Genomic DNA, 16,661 nt, shown 5'->3' with positions numbered 1-16,661 from the left:
ACATGCCATTTTCTGAAGCAATTGTCTCGCCATTACGACGAGTCAGCGAAGGACATATTTGGTGTGAAGGTGCGGCTTGGTTGCCGCATTCTAACCAACTATTGTTTTCAGATGTTAAAAAAGGGGCGTTACACCTTTATGATGTTGATACCCAATCAACTTTGTTAGTCACGGACCAATCTAATTATGCTAACGGTAATTGCACCTTAAGCAGCGGCGATGTGATCTCCTGTGAACATGGGCGAAGATGTATCTCTTTAAGGTCTAAAGATAATTTAGCTATTGCGAAGGTGATTATCGAAAAGTTGGATGGTAAGCGATTAAACTCACCTAACGACTTAGTTGAACGAAAATCTGACCAAACGATTTGGTTTACAGATCCTCCCTACGGCATTATTAGTGATGATGAGGGGTTTAAATCAGAGAGCCAAATAGTCGGTTGTTATGTCTATTGTTATGACCCTAAAACGGAGCAGTTGACGATCGCTACCACTGATGTGCAAAGGCCGAATGGTCTTGTATTCTCTCCGGATGAATCAATACTTTATGTCGCTGATATGTCCATTGTGGATTTTCCAACGCAAGGTTTAAAACATTTAAAAGCCTTTGATGTTAATGGTAGTACTTTATCGAATGGCCGTTTAGTGTATGAAGTGGAGCATGGTATACCGGATGGCATGACAGTTGATCAATTTGGGACGCTTTATTTAAGTTCTTCTGAAGGCATATTAGTGCTTAGTAAAGAGATGCAATTATTAGGTAAAATTGCGACCACCGAAACGGTTTCTAATTGCACCTTTGATAGTGCAGAGAAAACGCTATATATCACAGCATCAACTTCAGTGTATGCGATAGATATCGATACAGCTTGTTTAAGCAAGCTGAGTTAAAAGAAAGCTCGCTATTAAGTTAACCTTAAGTGGCTATGCTAGAGGGATGTGAACAAATCAGCAAACCTTGACGCTATGCCACTTATTTTAAGCCTTGTGCTTATATTCTCAACTAAAGGCAACGATACGCTTAAAGGTCAGCAGGTATATTGTGCTGCAATCATGTAATATGGCACATTCTATCTATCAGGGGATAAAGCCGGGTTATCATATTATTACCTTTAAATTCTCCTCGTTTAATACATTGTCGCTAGTGCCATTACACGGTATCGAGTGATTAGCGTATGTAATAATAGTAAACTATCCCCACTTACATTGGTTTAATTGCTACGAAAAGTAACGATAAAGATTGATGAGCAAATAACTAAAATAAAAAATGCAGGCAAACGGGCAAATATACTATGCAATCAGTTAATAAAACTTTCGAAGTGCTTGAAAAAATAGCTAATTATTCCAATGGTATTACATTAGAGCAATTGGGGAAGGAATTACCTTACCCTAAACCAACACTGCATCGAATTTGTAAGTGTTTAAACCAAAATGGCTATATCAGCCAACGCTCAAGCGGCTTGTATCAGTTAACGACTAAAATGATCTCATTAGGTTACAACGTCATACATAATGATGCCTTACTGATGGATATTACGCCTCATATGTCAGATCTAGCTAATAGAGTGGGTTTTACAATCAATTTACAGCGCCGTGATTTTGATAACGTTATTTTGTTAAAAAAAGAAGAATCTCGTGCTTCTATTTTCCATACTAATGCGCATACTGGCTTAACTTCCTCTTTGCTTAATGCGGCTTGTGGCAAAGTGATTTTGGCCAATTTTTCACTACAGGATAAAGAGAAATACTGGGCTTCACATTGCCAAGATTTGAACAAATTACAGCACTTCAGTGATAATACCATCAGTGATAAAACTACATTTTTTGCAGCACTAGACAGTATTAAAGAGCGTATGTTTGCATTAGATGGTGAAGGAAATGAATCAGGTATTACTTGTATCGGTGTGCCTTTGGAAATTAATGGCATCGTCTCTTATGCGATTAGTGTGTCTGGTTTAACCCCTGAGATTAAGCGTTATGGTCAAAGTAAGTTAATAGATGAATTACATGAATTTTCAGCATTTGTCTCTGCAAAACTAGGGCAAAAAGTAGATAAATAAGTGACTAGCTTGCTACTAATACACCGTTAGCTGGCTCATTCTAGAGACTGCTAACGGCGACCGTAGCGTATTGAAATTAATACCTTAACTTGTTAAGAATTGATACAACGCGGTCTTAATGGGAATACCTTCTTTTTGGCATTTTGCTTTATACTCGACCTGAATGTCATTAGGTGCTAACACCTTTTCAACTCCTGGTGCTGGTGGCGCAGCCTGTAATTCTTTGACCATCATTGCCATGATAACGGGAAATAGAGGCGAACCTAATTTACGTGGATCAATGACAATAACTAAACTAGCTAATTTTCGCATTTTGTCATATTCATCATACATTCTGACTATGTGATTACCATATTCAGCGCCCATTAATATTCCTGTTAACGCATCGATTGCAAGTGCAATACCTGTCCCTTTATGGCCACCGAAAGGCAATAATGTGACGGCTTCATTGGCATCTGTTGTTTCATATCCATTAGCATCTATCGCTAAACCTTTCTCAATTGGTTTACCCGATTCTTTAGCTAATAATAGTTTACCAAATGCGGTGGCACTGGTTGCAAAATCAACAATCATTGGTGTACTCCCTTCTACCGGGAATCCAAATGCCAGAGGGTTTGTTCCAATAAACCGAGTCGCACCACCATAGGGAGCAACGCAGGTATCTGTTTGTGTCATTGCAATAGCAATCATTCCTTGGTCCGTTGCTTGCTCCATGAAGTATGACAATGCACCACAATGCGAGGTGTTTTTTACACTGACAAAACCAAGCCCTGTTTCAGCAGCTAATTTAATACCGTGCTCTGTGGCTGCAATTAATGCCGCATGTCCCATCCCATCATCTGAATCTAAAATTGCTACGGAGGGAGATATTTGTTCAATTGAAAAGTTAGCTGTTTTATTTAAACCACCTGCTGCAAGGCGTTTACAATAATGTTCTATACGCATTACACCGTGGGAATGGACACCGGTGATATCAGCATGAACTAATACATCTGCTACTTTTTGTGCTGTTTCTTGATCCAGCCCTGCACCATGCAATTTATCAAAAGCGAGTTTATTGAGTTCTTCTGCAAATATAAGTTGAGTTGTCATGTTTTGGTTCCCTTCGCTTAAAATTTAATGATGCCTTTAACTAAAGACTTATTTTCCACCACATTTTCTTTATAGGTATTCCCAAAAGTATGAAAGTCGTATTCTTTATTTTTCATTATTTTTTCGTCTATTTTGCCTAACGACATTAATTCGATGACACGTTCAAAGTCTTGTCTCGTTGCATTACGACTACTTAATAGGGTGGTTTCTTTTTTATGGAAAGTGGGATCATCCAGTACTAAATCACCAATATATAAGCCGATAAATACAATTTTTCCTCCGTGTCGAATGAGTTCAACGGAGCGGCTCATTGAGGCTTTATTTCCTGTCGCATCCATTAATACGCATGGGAGTCGCCCTTTAAATGTTGATTTCAAATCATCAACATACGTTTCAGACATTGGATTTAGCGCTGTTATTTGTAATAAGCTTTCTGCATGTTCTCTACGTGCATCTGATACATCTGCAATAATTACATTTGCACCTTCTGCTTTTGCAATCGAAGCAACGCCAAGCCCTATTGGTCCTGCACCAATAACTAATACATTCTGTCCTGGCTTTATTTCTGCTCGTCTAACTGAGTGAGCCCCAATAGAAAAACACTCAACGATAGATCCTTGGCTATCGCTAACGTTATCAGGTAGCTTCACCAAGTTATCTTCTAATACGGCTAAATATTCAGAAAAGCCGCCATCTTGATGTACGCCATAAAGAGAAATATCTTCACAGCAGTTTGTTTTCCCTTCGGTACAGGCGGCACATTGACCACATGGAATGGCGGGAATAACAGCACAGCGTTGACCCTGTGTAGTATCCTTACAATCACTGCCTACTTGGCTCACGGTGCCACTCATTTCATGGCCTAATACGCGAGGATAAGAAAAGAAAGGTTGGTTACCTGTATAAGCATGAATATCAGTGCCGCAAATACCAACAGATTTTATTTTCAATAACACTTCATTGGGTTGGATAGTTGGAATATCACGTTCAATGTATTCAATAGAATGTGGTTCATTACAAATAAGCGTTTTCATCTTTATTCCTTATTTAATTTTTTCTATAAAGGCACAAATACCCTTATCACTAATTTCTTCAAAGGCTTTATTCACTAGGTTAAATAGTGCCTGGTTTGGTTTTCCAAAGATTCTTTCTATGTTTAATAACTGCTGTAACGCTTGCTGAGGGCTAGATGCTGTTTCGACGATCTCAATAAATTGAGAAGCGAGAGGATCTTTCACATCGACATGGTTGTTGATGGAGTTGATGATGTAATGTGCCCAACCCGCGACCATGATTGGAATATAAATGCTATGGCAGCCTGTTGTTTGTAAGGTTAAAAAAGGATCTAATGCGCGTTGTGGTAGTTTTTGAGAGCCATCCATCGCAATTTGCGCTGTTTTATGTTTAATTTTAGGGTTGCTGAAACGTTGTAGAAGTAGATTAATATATTCATTTATATCAACATTCAGTCCTTTTTTTAAGGAGTGAGACTGCTCTTCCATCAAGTTTTTAGTGACTTGTTTTAGACTATTGTCTTGCATACATTGATAAATAAACTCATAACCAGCAAGGGAGCCGTTATAAGCTAAAAATGAGTGGCTACCATTTAACATACGTAACTTCATTTCTTCATAGGGCACAACATCATCTACAAATAATGCGCCAGCAAGTGCCCAATTAGGTCTACCTGCAATGAACTTATCTTCAATCACCCATTGTGAAAAATCTTCGCATACCACACCGACCTGATCTTTTACATTAGTCAGTTTCTCTATTAATGCATACTCTTCAACTTGCATCGCGGGGACTATTCGGTCGACCATTGTGCTCGGGAAAGATACTTTTTTAACTATCCAATCTGCCAACATTGCATCTTTCTGTTGTGCAAAACCAATCACTGCATTACGCGTTAAAATGCCGTTTTCAGGAATGTTGTCACAGGACATAATACTTAAACCACTTTGTCCATTGAGCATTCTTTGTTTTAAAGCTTGAACGAGTAAACCAATAACAGTTTTAGGTAGGCCTTCTGACTCTAAATCATGTATGACATGTTCATTTTTAATATCTAACTGACGCGTTTGAGGATCGATGCAGTAACCTTTTTCAGTGACCGTTAAAGACACTATCGCTACTTGTGGTTCAGCTATTTTTTTAATAATTGCTTGAATACCATCATGGCGACCGTCCAACGCTTCTGAAACTGTTCTAATTAAGCGTGTACTTGTTTTCTCTGCTGACTGTTCAACAACACTAAAACAACAATCTTGAATTTTCAGGGGCTCAATGGAGCTAAACATGCTTACTTCACAGATCCCCCAAAGGTCACTACTTTCCTGATTAGTGACATCGTTATAAACCGCTTGATGACCGCGATGAAATGCTCCAAATCCTATGTGTACAATGCGAGAAGTTAAATCAGAACGATTGTAAGTTGTATGTAAATCAAAATGACCCTGTTGTTCAAATTTGTTCATCAGAAGGCTACCTATTTATGTTTTATCTCTCTGTGTTAACCATTATCTACAATTGGACAACCAATTTCCATAGGGAAAATAAGCAAAGTCTTGAAATGTGATCTTGAAGCAAGCTCATTATTTTTGATTTCTTAGTTTGTTTTTCTTAATTTGTTGATTTATAGTTATTTTTTATGTTTCTAGCTTTGAGGGATATTTAAATTAATTGTTATAAACAGCCGGCTGATAATAGTGCAATATTAAAATTTTTAATTTTTATCAACCAATTTCATTGGGAATCAACTTTTGACAAAGTAACTGATAAGCCATGATTTACTTTGAGCTCATTTATTGAACCTCCATTATTAATTTTTTAAGTTAAGCTTTGTGTCGCTAGTCCTTATAGTGCTTGCCTTTCCTTGCTCATTGTAGGGCTTTTCGTTATTATCAGGCGTTATAGAATTGATAATCCATCATGAGGAAGTTTAAAATGGATAAAGCAGCGACAAAGAGAAGATATTTTGAAATTGGTTTACAAATTGAAGAGTTGCTGCATACGGGTGTATTTAAAGCAGGCCAACGCCTGCCATCTGAACGAGAGTTAAGTGAGCGACTTGATACAAGTCGTGCAACCATCCGTGAAGCTATTATTATGTTGGAATTAAAAGGTTTAGTTGTCGTTAAACAAGGTGCAGGTATCTATTTTATAGATTCTCCTGATGAGTTAAATCAACGTAATTTTATTCCAATTTCTGATGTTGGTCCTTTTGAATTATTACAAGCTAGACAAATTCTTGAAAGCAGTATCGCTGCTTTTGCTGCCAGCCAAATCAAGTTTAATGAGCTTAGAGAGTTAAAAAGTGTATTGAGGCAACAAGAAAATGAGATTAACGGTGATAGTGAAAAATTCGAAAGTTTAGATCAAGAGTTTCATCGCCTCATCGCGGAATCGACACAAAATAGAGTGTTGATAAAGCAAGCCAGTGATTTATGGAATTTAGTCCGCACTAAAAACCCGTTATGGAAAGAACTGAACCATAAGTATTTACATGAAGAAAAATTACAAACAACTTGGATTCAAGATCACAAAAGAATATTGATGGCGTTACAAAAAAAATCCCCTGAATCTGCACGCCAAGCAGTATGGCAGCACATAGAGAATAGTAAGCAAGAGTTGTTAAAATTGGCTAATATAGATGAAAGTAATGAATCGATGGATGATTATTTTTTTGCTACTGAAATGGATAATATAGATATCTAATTTTGTTTTATTTTCTTTGTTTATAGTGCTTGCTTGATTGTCGAAAATAGATGGTCTTTGACTTTTTAGAGGGCTATAGTTTTAATTTAATTACTTTAAATTAAAAAATGTCACTGAGTGAGGTACTGTCCATCACACTCACTCAGCAACAAAACTGCTTCTACTTGCTTACTTCACCTTTTACATTATTAGGCCTGCCACCGTAGGTAACATCATTGAAATAGCTGGAATGTATGTTACTAACATGAGTACCAAGAAGATAACTAAAAAGAATGGTAATAAGGTTTTGATAACCGAATCAATACTGATACCGCTTATTTTACAACCCGTAAATAAGATCGGCCCAACGGGTGGCGTGATAGTCCCTAAAGATAGATTAAATACCATCAAAATACCAAATTGTACTGGGTGCATTCCTAAGTCCATACAAATGGGTAAGAGAATGGGAGTGAAAATTAATACTGCAGGTGTTGGGTCCATAAAAGTACCGATAAATAATAACACTAAGTTAATAATTAATAGTATTAATATAGGATTGTCGGTTAGTGAAAGTAAGCCATCTGCGATCATACCTGGTATTTGTGTAAAGGCCATCACCCAAGACATTATTGAAGATGTACCAATCATAAATATAACAATCGAAGCCATTTTTACTGTGCTTAAAAGGATTTCTGGTAAATCTTTAACTTTAAGTTGTCGATAAAAAAATCCCAATATAACTGAATAAACAACGGCGATTGCGGAAGCCTCTGTTGCAGTAAATACTCCCCCTAGAATGCCTCCAATCACAACGACAATTAATGACAGACTAGGAATGGCATCAATGGTTACTTTAATACACTCTTTAAGTGTCATTGAATGCTTACCGATATATCCTCGACGTTTTCCCATTATTCCAGCCACAATCATCACACCAAGTCCCCACAGAAGACCGGGCACATAACCGCCTAGAAATAATGCAGATATAGAAACACTACCAGCAACCGTTGCATATACGATCAAAGCATTGCTTGGTGGTATTAGCATTCCCGTTGGTGCTGAAGCAATATTTACCGCGGTACTAAACTTAGGATCATAACCTTCTTTTTTCTGAATTGGACTCATAATGCCACCGACAGCTGCACATGAAGCAACACCAGAGCCACTAATTGAACCAAATAACATGTTAGATACTACATTAGTTTGTGCAAGGGCTGCGGGACAGAAGCCGCTCACAATTTTTGAAAAGTTGATTAGTCGTATTGCAATCCCACCATTATTCATTAGGTTACCGGCTAGAATAAAAAAAGGTATTGCTAGCAAAGCAAAGGAGTCTAAGCCAACAAACATACGTTGTGCAGACGTGGTTAACGCGCCGTTGTAAGGGAGAATAGTTGCCATCGCTGCCAACGATGAAATTCCCACACTCATTGCTATCGGCACACCTATAATTAATAGGACCACAACACCGATAAACATAATTAGCGAAGCAGTTAATGCTATATCCATTATAAATTACCTCGTTGCTGTGATTGATCGTGCTTTAAGTCTGCTAGTTGTTTAACAAAGCCCACTTCATGACAAATAAAATAAAATAACATGATTGCTCCAGATGCTGGAATGGCGATATAAATGACACCAATTGGGATCTGTAATGAAGAATCAAGCTGCCACATTTGGCGCATAGAGCCGTTATAACCACCTGTAATCATCACGGTATAAGCAAAGATAACGATGATTAGCTCAATAAACATTTCAACAATAATGCGTGTCTTTTTATTGAATTTATCTTTAATGAAGGTGATCGCCATGTGTTCGCGTAATCCAAAAACATAGGCACTTCCAAATAGAATCATCCAAATAAATAGGTAGCGTGAGGCAACTTCACTAAAAGCACTAGGGTTATCAAAAACATAGCGAACGATGACTTGATAGGTTACCAGTAAGGTCATTAATCCCATCAGTGCGATTAAAAAAATTGAAAGTATTTTATCGATTCCGAATTTAAGTTTCTGAAACACTGAAACTAAGCGGTTTAATTTATTATTTGGCATAATTTAATCCTGAAAAAATAAGGTCAGTGTTTTCCTGACCTTATTTCTCAAATAATTATCGCAGAGCAATAACTTTGTTGTATAACTCTTTTTGAGCGGCAGTTTTGATTAACTCTTGTTGAAGTGGAGTACATGCTTTTTGGAATTGAGTGATATCAACTTCGTTAAACTTAGCTCCTTTGCTCTGTGCTGCTTCTTTAGATACTTTGATTTGGCTCTTCCATAAATCAAATTCAGCAGCAGTACTTTCTTTGGCTAGACGTCTAAAAGTAGCTCGATCTTGTTCTGACATTGAATTAATAAAGTCAGTACTCACAATCACTAAGTCTGGCACCATTAAATGGCGGGTCGCTGAATAAAATGGGGCAACTTCATATTGTTTAAGGTCGTAGTAGGTGATTTCACTGTTTTCAGCGCCATCAAGTACACCCTGTTGAATTGCTGAGTAAACTTCACCCTGTCCCATTGGAACGCCTTGGCCACCCATGCATGAAAGAGTCTTAATCATGGTGTCAGATTGCATCACTCGCGTTTTCACGCCTTTCATGTCTGCAATCGTATTGATAGGGCCTTCTTTAGTGTACATGCTACGAGCACCACCAGTGTATGCAGCTAATACTTCAAAACCCATTGGCGTGGTTTGTTTGAATAGGTTATCTAATACACCTGAAGTGAATACTTTTTGTTGGTGGTCATAGCCACTGTATATGTATGGCAGGCTAATAATGCCAAAATCTGCACTGTAGTTTTCAACCAGCGGATTAGCAACTATAGCCATTTGAATTGCACTATTTTGTACCAATTCTAATGATGCGCGTTGATCGCCCAGTAATTCATTTGGGAAAATATTCAATTTATAGCGACCGTCAGTTGCTTCGGCGAATTTTTTTCCAAAATCGTTGAGGGCTGTGTATTGGGGATGTTTATCTGATTGGTTGAAGGCTGCTTTTATTTCCGTTGCAGCATTCGCCATTGAAAAAACGCCAAGTGCACCGACAATAGTGGTAGCAAGGGTTAATACTTTAAACTTAGACATAATTGTACTCCGTGTCATTATTAATAAAAAATTAACGAATTTTGTTCATATCAACAAAATCCATATCATCGAATGTAAGATTTTCACCTAGCATTCCCCAAATAAAACTATAATTTTGTGTTCCACATCCTGAGTGAATTGACCAACTTGGAGATAGCACCATTTGATGGTTTCTAACAACAATATGGCGAGTTTCTTGCGGTTGACCCATGAAGTGAAATACCACCTGTTGTGGTTTAATATCAAAATAGAAATAAGCTTCCATACGACGTTCGTGGGTATGAGGAGGCATGGTGTTCCAAACACTGCCAGCTTTTAATGAAGTTAGTCCCATTGATAACTGTGAGGTAGGTAAAACATCAGGATGAATGTATTGATTAATACAGCGTGCATTTGCATTGCTTTGATCACCTAAATCTACGACCTTTGCATCCTCAAGACGAATAATGCGAGAAGGATGAATATGGTGAGATGGTGCGCTAATACAATATAATAAAGCGGGGGATTCACTCTCTAAAGATTTAAATACGATATTTTCATTGCCCTGACCCAGATATAAAGCATCTTTATGCTTTAACGTATAAACTTTTTCTTTGGTTGTTATTTCCGCTTTACCACCGAGGTTAATCATTCCTAACTCGCGACGCTGAAGAAAAAAATCGGTACCAAAATCTTTATTATTAATAAAGTCATCTAATACTAAGTTATTGTTTTTAGGTGAGACTCCCATTACCACAATACGATCAATATGGCTGTATACAGTTACAATTTCATTATCTTTAAACATCTCTTCGGTTAAGAACTCATCTCGAAGCCGCGTGGTATCGTACGTTTTTGCGTCTACTGGATTACTATTATAATTAATATGCATTTTTACACCTTGTGAAGTTCGTTAATACTTTGATTTATATTAAGTTGCTGCATTTTTCTTATTGTTAGCAACAATTAAAATCATCAAAATTCGTAACTGAAATAACGCTATTCAAATATTTTAATCGTCTAATAATTAGTCGTCTGTGAGTACAATACGGCAGTATTGTTAACCAATCAATGTTATTGGTTGTCAATTTGTTTTATTTTTGACAGGGATCTAATAATTGAACTTAATTGAAACGTTGTTTCAAAAAATAACTTTTATTACTTTGTTTTATTATTTTTTGTAATTGCTTTTAACTTATTGTTTTTTATTATCTAATTTTCCTGTCTTTAACTTTTTTGTTCTTCAAATAAATTTTTGTGAAAATGAGGGGGGGTAATACAAGGAAAAAAAACTTAAAAAAGGTAAACCAACTTGTTTTGTCGTTGGAAGTAGTGAGGTACAAATAGGATTTAACTGTTATTGAGATATAGATAGTTAAAAGGATTGAGTTATTAAGTAGCAAGTACTTATTTAATCTAGAAGAAATATAATAAAGCGTTGAAAAAACTAGGTAGTGATGAAATAAGAAGGTCTAACATTGTTAGACCTTTTATAAAAACATTAAGCAATAGCAGGTGATTACGTTGCTGGATATTTTTCTTTTATCCAAAGCATACTTACCGCTGCACCAAAGTGATGAACAGGTCATTACCGCTTAATACAATAGCAACCTTTGCTTTGATTGGGTTAACCAATCAGTGGTGTTATATCAGTAAACAGTCCCATAATAAGATTCGCGGCAAACATTGCTAGTGCTAATGGGATACGTATTTTTATGATCATTAGCATCATTCCACGATACCGAGGAAAATACCTATTAATCTACCATCTATGGTGAACCCCTATTTGAACTTACTTTTAAACAAGTTTAAAGTGGCCACTAAATAAATTAGTAGCCACTTTTGTTCGGTCATTTGGCTAGCTTGCTATTGGACGTTTATAAGTAAGGTTTAACCCAGTCCAAACCTTCTTCTGTTGTATTTTTAGGGTTATATTCGCAACCAATCCAACCGTCATATCCAGAGTCATCCAGCACTGTAAATAAGTGTGGATAGTTGATTTCACCTTCGAAAGGTTCATTTCTACTTGGAATAGAGGCAATTTGAATATAGCCAGTAACATCAGCAAGATCATTAATAAGGTGTGTAAGATCACCATCCATGATTTGAGCGTGGTAAAGATCCAGTTGAAGCTTCACGTTAGTACGCTCAACTTGCCTAATTAAATCTGCAGCTTGTCGCTGATGTGCAATAAAATAATTAGGTGCATCGCGTGTATTTAATGGTTCTATCATCAGTTCAATACCTTGTTTTGCAAAAGCATCTGCAGCAAAACGGATATTATTAATGAAAGTAGTTGTATGTTGTTCACGTGTAAAGCGTGGATCAACAATGCCTGACATTGCATGCACTTTTTTACAATTAAGTGCTTTAGCGTACGTTAGCGCTGTTTTAACACTTTCTTGAAATTCTAGTTCGCGTCCAGGTATTGCTGCAAAACCACGTTCACCAGCATCCCAGTCGCCAGGAGGCATGTTAAACAGTGCTTGCTCAAAGCCATATCGTTGTAGTTTATCTGCTAAAATATCGACATCAAAGGCATAGGGAAATAAATATTCAACTGCTTTAAAGCCTGCATTATGTGCGCGTTCAAAACGCTCTAAAAATGGAACTTCAGTAAAAAGCATGGTTAGGTTTGCTGCAAATTTAGACATTATTTTCCTCTCTCTTTTAAATCTGTTACTTCTGCATCTGTTGGGTAACGAGTTGGATTGCCTGTTAATAACAATGCTAATTGTGCCATTTCTTGTAACTCTTCAGCATTATTAACAGTATCTAAAAATCAGTCTCAGTAATAATAGGGCGATGATTTGCAATTAAGATGTACGATGCTGATCAGAAAATTTAATGATTATGGTGCAATTTATGGCGCCACTGTTCAGTATTAAGGGATACACGCAATTCGCCTATACGCATCACGTAATAAAGGGTGAATCCTTTAATTGCATTATCTTGAACGGCACATGCATATTAACTGTTTTCATCAATACAGCATTCATCTTGTAAGAATCCAATGACTGATTGTAGTTTTTTATATTCGGCGACACAAAAAAGTGTGCGTCCTTCACGGCGTTGCGAAATAAGTTCTGCTGAAAGCAAGCTGGATATGTGATGCGATAGGGTAGAGCCGGGTATTGCTAGCTTTTCTTGTAAGCTGCCCACCGCGATACCTTGATAACCTGCTCGAACGACGCTTTTATAAATACTCAAACGTGTTGGGTGACCTAACTCTTTTAATGCTTTAGCTACAACATCAATATCCATTATTTTACCTTTTCTATTTAATAGGTTAGATTTTCATTTTATACATTTCGATATTACTGGAAATCTTAGAGAGTGCCAATCATTAGTCATTAAAAGGTGGGACAATCAGGCCGACTATAAACGACCTGATTGCTTTATTCTAAAACAGAAAAGAGTAAAGATAACCGGCAGCCATCGCCATACCTAAGATCACCGCAAGAAAAGCAATAATCATTTGGTTTTTAAAAATAGATTTTAACAGGATAACTTCAGTTAAGCTTGCACCTGCGCTACCAATGATTAGTGCCATCACAGAGCCTAGCGCCATACCTTTTGCCACTAATGCCGCACTTAAAGGAATAACCGCTTCAGCTCGAATATAAAGTGGGATACCAATAACGGCTGCGATAGGAGTTGCGTACCAATGGCCTTCCCCTGCGTACTCTGCAATTAAATCTGTTGGCATAAAACCGTAAATAAAAGCCCCTAATGAAATACCAATTAATAAGTAAGGAAAAACTTGCTTGAAATCTTTCCAAGTTGATAACCAAATACGTAACCAACGATTATCTTCTTTTTTAGGCTTAACATTATTGCCGCAGTCCGAAGTCACCGCTGCATCTACTGCACAGGAACTATTCTTCTGAGTGTTTTTGGTAACAGTGTTGGTAGCGGCGCTTGCACAGGCATTGTTCTGCACTGCTTTGTTATTGTTATTGTTATTGTTATTGTTATCAATATCACTGTTGTTAGTGTCATCGCTATCGCCACTGCAAGAACTTGTGGCCGTTTCTTTTTTTGCGCTACTGCAAGGCTTATCACTTTTTAGCGCTTCGTAAGCTTCCGGTTTTACATACCTTTCAAAGCCCAATTTTTCTAATACAAAGCCAGCAGTGACCGCTACAATAATAGCGATAAGAAAATAAAATAAGGCGACTTTAAAGCCAAAAGTAATGACAAAAAGACCAATAATGACAGGGTTAAGTAAAGGACTAGAGAATAAAAATACCATCATTGGTCCAAAACCAGCTCTTGCTCTGAGTAAGCCTTTTAAAAAAGGGATGGTTGAGCAAGAGCAAAAGGGGGTAATCGACCCTAATAGGGCGGCGATAATGTAACCCTTGCCATTACGTGAACTTAAAATTGATTGAATTTTTTGTGGCGTAATAAATTCTTGTAATACCCCGACTAAATAGCTGATTGCTAAAAAAAGAATGATCAATTCTGTCGCTAAAAAAGCAAACATATTTAAGGCCTCTTTGGCCATTGTTAATATTTCTGGACTCATTTACTTACCTTTGTTCGTTATTTCTGGATTATTCGAAATATATGTCGGTTTGAGGTTTATGTCAAACTATTGTTCTGGATTTATCGAAATGATAGGGTGGCAAGGTGATGGAGTAATGAAGTTAGGAAATGAAAAGTGAAGCTTGAATCTATATTATCGAATGTTGATTTTAGTACCCTGAATGATAACGAGAATATTCATATTAATTGCTACAGACTACCGAGGGTATTTCGTAAATTTTTGAACTTTATTGTAGAGGATAGTGTGATCTTTATTGTAGAAGGTAGTTGGCAGGGAGATAACTTTGCCGAGTAATTTAAAGAAAAACTCACCATTTCTGTATTAATTGCAGCAACGTGTGCATTAAGAAAAATGGTGAGCTAATTTTTTATGTTATTTTTTTGAAAATTTAATTTTTCACTTGTTGTGGCATCTCTTCATCAATCGGAAAGTCTTGAATAATAGGGTTATATTTTTCAGGGTATTCACCTAAAAATAGCGTTAAAAATACAACCGTTAACCCACTCGCAGTGATTGGTGAGCCAAAGATACTTTTTACTATCGCACCTAAATCTCCACCAATATTTACGGCAACAGTATTAACCACTTGCGGTACTAATAACACGCCTAATCCCATCCCAAATGAAACGGCTAAGGTGAGCATATTTTTTCTATTTAATTCCACATGAGTTAATATTTTTACTCCAGCCATGGCAACGGTTGCAAACATAATAATGGTTGCACCACCTAAAACAGAGTTAGGAACTGCACGAAATAAAGCGCCAATATGAGGAAACAAACCCATCACAATTAAGATCATACCAATCCAAACACCAATGAAGCGGCTAGCAATACCCGTTAATTGTATTACTCCGTTGTTTTGGCTAAAGGTAGTATTTGGAAAAGTATTAAATATGCCCGCAATTAATGAGTTAACACCATCGCCTAAGATACCTTGTTTAATACGTTTAAGGTAAGAGGCTCCGCTGATAGGTTGTTTTGATACCATACAGTTGGCAGTAATATCACCAGATGTTTCAATCGCAGTAATCAGGTAGATAAGCGCAACAGGAATAAACGCAGCTAAATCAAAAGAGAAGCCGTATTTAAAAGGAACAGGTATGCTAATTAGTGTCTCTACATTACCGATAGCACTGTAATTAACTTTGCCCATTAATACCGCAGCAGCCATACCTACCAACATGCCGATGATAATTGAGGATAAACGCACCCATTGGTTACCGTATTTATGTGCAACAATAATACTTGCCATCACTAATACACCTAAAAATAAGTTATCAAAACTCGCAAAAAGCTCTGGTTTATTGGTTAATAACCACTGTCCACCGGCTAAATCGGTAAAACCTACTTTGATTAAACTAATGCCAATAACCGTGATCACAGTACCTGTAACCACAGGAGTAACCACTCGTTTTAGCTTTTCTAAAAACTGGCTGACAGCAATCTCTACAAAGGCACCTAGAACACAAACACCAAAAATAAGCGATAAGATCTGATCTGGACCACCTCCATTTGCTTTTGCAATAAATCCGGCTGCTAATACTGAGCTTAAAAAAGCAAAACTTGTGCCTTGCACACAGATCATGCCTGCGCCAATACCCATTGGTTTCTTAGCTTGAATGATGGTGCCTACACCAGACACCATTAACGCCATCGATATTAAATAAGGGATCTCCTCTCCCAAACCCAACACTCCACCAATGATTAAGGTGGGGGTAATGATGCCAATAAAACTAGCCAATACATGCTGTATGGCTGCAAAAAAAGATTCTTTGCGCGATGGATTATCATCGAGCTCGTAAATTAACTCTGAAGCGTCACTCATCTTGTATTTCCCTATGCATTATGTGGAACGATTGGAACTTGTAAGTTAATTTTTGCAACGATCGTGCCACTTAAAGAGGGTTTTATAAAATCATTTAAAAACAATGAATTAAAGTTTTTATCCGTTTAAATGTGAAAAATAGTAAATGCAGTTAATACATTTTTGGTGCACTAGTTGCACTTTAATTGAGCAGGTTATTGGAAGTTTATTTTTTATAGTGTTCACTTGTTACCATGGTTTTGTACAACCTTAGTTATGCTTGGTAATGTATATTTACATAGCATCTTATACCCGTTACCAATGAAAGATGCGTTATTGATAGCTAACACGGACATCAATACAAAGTGTAATATATTGATCTTTATAAG

The 16,661-nt window shown here is 37.1% G+C and carries 14 protein-coding genes; 3 read left to right on the top strand and 11 right to left on the bottom strand.

Features of this window, described 5'->3' with window-relative positions; genetic code table 11:
* Positions 1-2 precede the first annotated feature (2 nt).
* Positions 3-890 carry an SMP-30/gluconolactonase/LRE family protein gene (locus tag MT390_RS01280; RefSeq protein ID WP_499439149.1) on the top strand — a complete coding sequence of 296 codons (888 nt, stop codon included), beginning with the start codon at positions 3-5 and terminating at the stop codon, positions 888-890.
* A gap of 401 nt (positions 891-1,291) precedes the next feature.
* Complete coding sequence (locus tag MT390_RS01275) at positions 1,292-2,059, top strand: IclR family transcriptional regulator (protein ID WP_166368440.1); 768 nt, start codon at positions 1,292-1,294, stop codon at positions 2,057-2,059.
* A gap of 84 nt (positions 2,060-2,143) precedes the next feature.
* Here the strand turns inward: MT390_RS01275 and MT390_RS01270 are convergent, their stop codons facing one another.
* From MT390_RS01270 to MT390_RS01260, 3 genes are read right to left on the bottom strand one after another with little or no spacing between them, the layout of a single operon-like run.
* Positions 2,144-3,151 (bottom strand): Ldh family oxidoreductase, encoded by a 1,008-nt coding sequence (locus tag MT390_RS01270; protein WP_166368438.1) that lies wholly within the window; start codon positions 3,149-3,151, stop codon positions 2,144-2,146.
* Between the two features lie 17 nt (positions 3,152-3,168).
* The gene (locus tag MT390_RS01265) at positions 3,169-4,185 is read right to left on the bottom strand and encodes a zinc-binding alcohol dehydrogenase family protein (protein WP_499439147.1); all 1,017 of its coding nucleotides are present in this window, start codon (positions 4,183-4,185) and stop codon (positions 3,169-3,171) included.
* Positions 4,186-4,194: 9 nt separating this feature from the next.
* Entirely contained in the window at positions 4,195-5,628 is a 1,434-nt protein-coding gene (locus MT390_RS01260; protein ID WP_499439145.1) for a mannitol dehydrogenase family protein, read from the bottom strand.
* Positions 5,629-6,097: 469 nt separating this feature from the next.
* Between MT390_RS01260 and MT390_RS01255 the strand changes: the two genes are divergently transcribed.
* Positions 6,098-6,868 carry an FCD domain-containing protein gene (locus MT390_RS01255; protein WP_499439143.1) on the top strand — a complete coding sequence of 257 codons (771 nt, stop codon included), beginning with the start codon at positions 6,098-6,100 and terminating at the stop codon, positions 6,866-6,868.
* A 180-nt stretch (positions 6,869-7,048) separates the two neighbouring features.
* Here MT390_RS01255 and MT390_RS01250 read toward each other — a convergent pair whose 3' ends face one another.
* From MT390_RS01250 to MT390_RS01215, 8 genes are all read right to left on the bottom strand, one after another.
* Positions 7,049-8,356 (bottom strand): TRAP transporter large permease, encoded by a 1,308-nt coding sequence (locus tag MT390_RS01250; RefSeq protein ID WP_499439142.1) that lies wholly within the window; start codon positions 8,354-8,356, stop codon positions 7,049-7,051.
* Positions 8,356-8,901 (bottom strand): TRAP transporter small permease, encoded by a 546-nt coding sequence (locus MT390_RS01245; protein WP_499439141.1) that lies wholly within the window; start codon positions 8,899-8,901, stop codon positions 8,356-8,358. The genes MT390_RS01250 and MT390_RS01245 overlap by 1 nt, the downstream gene beginning before the upstream one ends.
* A gap of 55 nt (positions 8,902-8,956) precedes the next feature.
* Entirely contained in the window at positions 8,957-9,937 is a 981-nt protein-coding gene (locus tag MT390_RS01240) for a TRAP transporter substrate-binding protein (protein ID WP_166368426.1), read from the bottom strand.
* Positions 9,938-9,968: 31 nt separating this feature from the next.
* Positions 9,969-10,808, bottom strand: a complete 840-nt coding sequence (gene kduI, locus MT390_RS01235; RefSeq protein ID WP_166368424.1) for a 5-dehydro-4-deoxy-D-glucuronate isomerase — start codon at positions 10,806-10,808, stop codon at positions 9,969-9,971.
* Positions 10,809-11,793: 985 nt separating this feature from the next.
* A complete protein-coding gene (gene otnI / locus MT390_RS01230) occupies positions 11,794-12,570 on the bottom strand; it encodes a 2-oxo-tetronate isomerase (RefSeq protein ID WP_499439139.1) in 777 nt (258 codons plus the stop codon).
* A gap of 316 nt (positions 12,571-12,886) precedes the next feature.
* Positions 12,887-13,180: an ArsR/SmtB family transcription factor gene (locus MT390_RS01225; RefSeq protein ID WP_166368408.1), complete on the bottom strand. Its 294-nt coding sequence runs from the start codon at positions 13,178-13,180 to the stop codon at positions 12,887-12,889.
* Between the two features lie 139 nt (positions 13,181-13,319).
* Positions 13,320-14,447, bottom strand: coding sequence for a permease (locus MT390_RS01220; protein WP_499439136.1), 1,128 nt, complete (start codon positions 14,445-14,447; stop codon positions 13,320-13,322).
* A 409-nt stretch (positions 14,448-14,856) separates the two neighbouring features.
* Complete coding sequence (locus MT390_RS01215) at positions 14,857-16,293, bottom strand: uracil-xanthine permease family protein (RefSeq protein WP_299666641.1); 1,437 nt, start codon at positions 16,291-16,293, stop codon at positions 14,857-14,859.
* Positions 16,294-16,661 lie beyond the last annotated feature (368 nt).

This window comes from Vibrio sp. 2-Bac 85 (assembly GCF_037546705.1).
Lineage (GTDB): Bacteria > Pseudomonadota > Gammaproteobacteria > Enterobacterales > Psychromonadaceae > Psychromonas.
Note: the sequence above shows the minus strand (reverse complement) of the source record. Positions and strands in the feature narration are given on the sequence as shown.

Bases quoted from the DNA above. Each gene is read 5' to 3' on its own strand.
- MT390_RS01225 (WP_166368408.1), bottom strand. From the start codon at position 13,180: ATGGATATTGATGTTGTAGCTAAAGCATTAAAAGAGTTAGGTCACCCA.
- MT390_RS01255 (WP_499439143.1), top strand. From the start codon at position 6,098: ATGGATAAAGCAGCGACAAAGAGAAGATATTTTGAAATTGGTTTACAA.
- MT390_RS01270 (WP_166368438.1), bottom strand. From the start codon at position 3,151: ATGACAACTCAACTTATATTTGCAGAAGAACTCAATAAACTCGCTTTT.
- MT390_RS01215 (WP_299666641.1), bottom strand. From the start codon at position 16,293: ATGAGTGACGCTTCAGAGTTAATTTACGAGCTCGATGATAATCCATCG.
- MT390_RS01250 (WP_499439142.1), bottom strand. From the start codon at position 8,356: ATGGATATAGCATTAACTGCTTCGCTAATTATGTTTATCGGTGTTGTG.
- MT390_RS01260 (WP_499439145.1), bottom strand. From the start codon at position 5,628: ATGAACAAATTTGAACAACAGGGTCATTTTGATTTACATACAACTTAC.
- MT390_RS01265 (WP_499439147.1), bottom strand. From the start codon at position 4,185: ATGAAAACGCTTATTTGTAATGAACCACATTCTATTGAATACATTGAA.
- MT390_RS01245 (WP_499439141.1), bottom strand. From the start codon at position 8,901: ATGCCAAATAATAAATTAAACCGCTTAGTTTCAGTGTTTCAGAAACTT.
- MT390_RS01240 (WP_166368426.1), bottom strand. From the start codon at position 9,937: ATGTCTAAGTTTAAAGTATTAACCCTTGCTACCACTATTGTCGGTGCA.
- MT390_RS01220 (WP_499439136.1), bottom strand. From the start codon at position 14,447: ATGAGTCCAGAAATATTAACAATGGCCAAAGAGGCCTTAAATATGTTT.
- kduI (WP_166368424.1), bottom strand. From the start codon at position 10,808: ATGCATATTAATTATAATAGTAATCCAGTAGACGCAAAAACGTACGAT.
- MT390_RS01280 (WP_499439149.1), top strand. From the start codon at position 3: ATGCCATTTTCTGAAGCAATTGTCTCGCCATTACGACGAGTCAGCGAA.
- otnI (WP_499439139.1), bottom strand. From the start codon at position 12,570: ATGTCTAAATTTGCAGCAAACCTAACCATGCTTTTTACTGAAGTTCCA.
- MT390_RS01275 (WP_166368440.1), top strand. From the start codon at position 1,292: ATGCAATCAGTTAATAAAACTTTCGAAGTGCTTGAAAAAATAGCTAAT.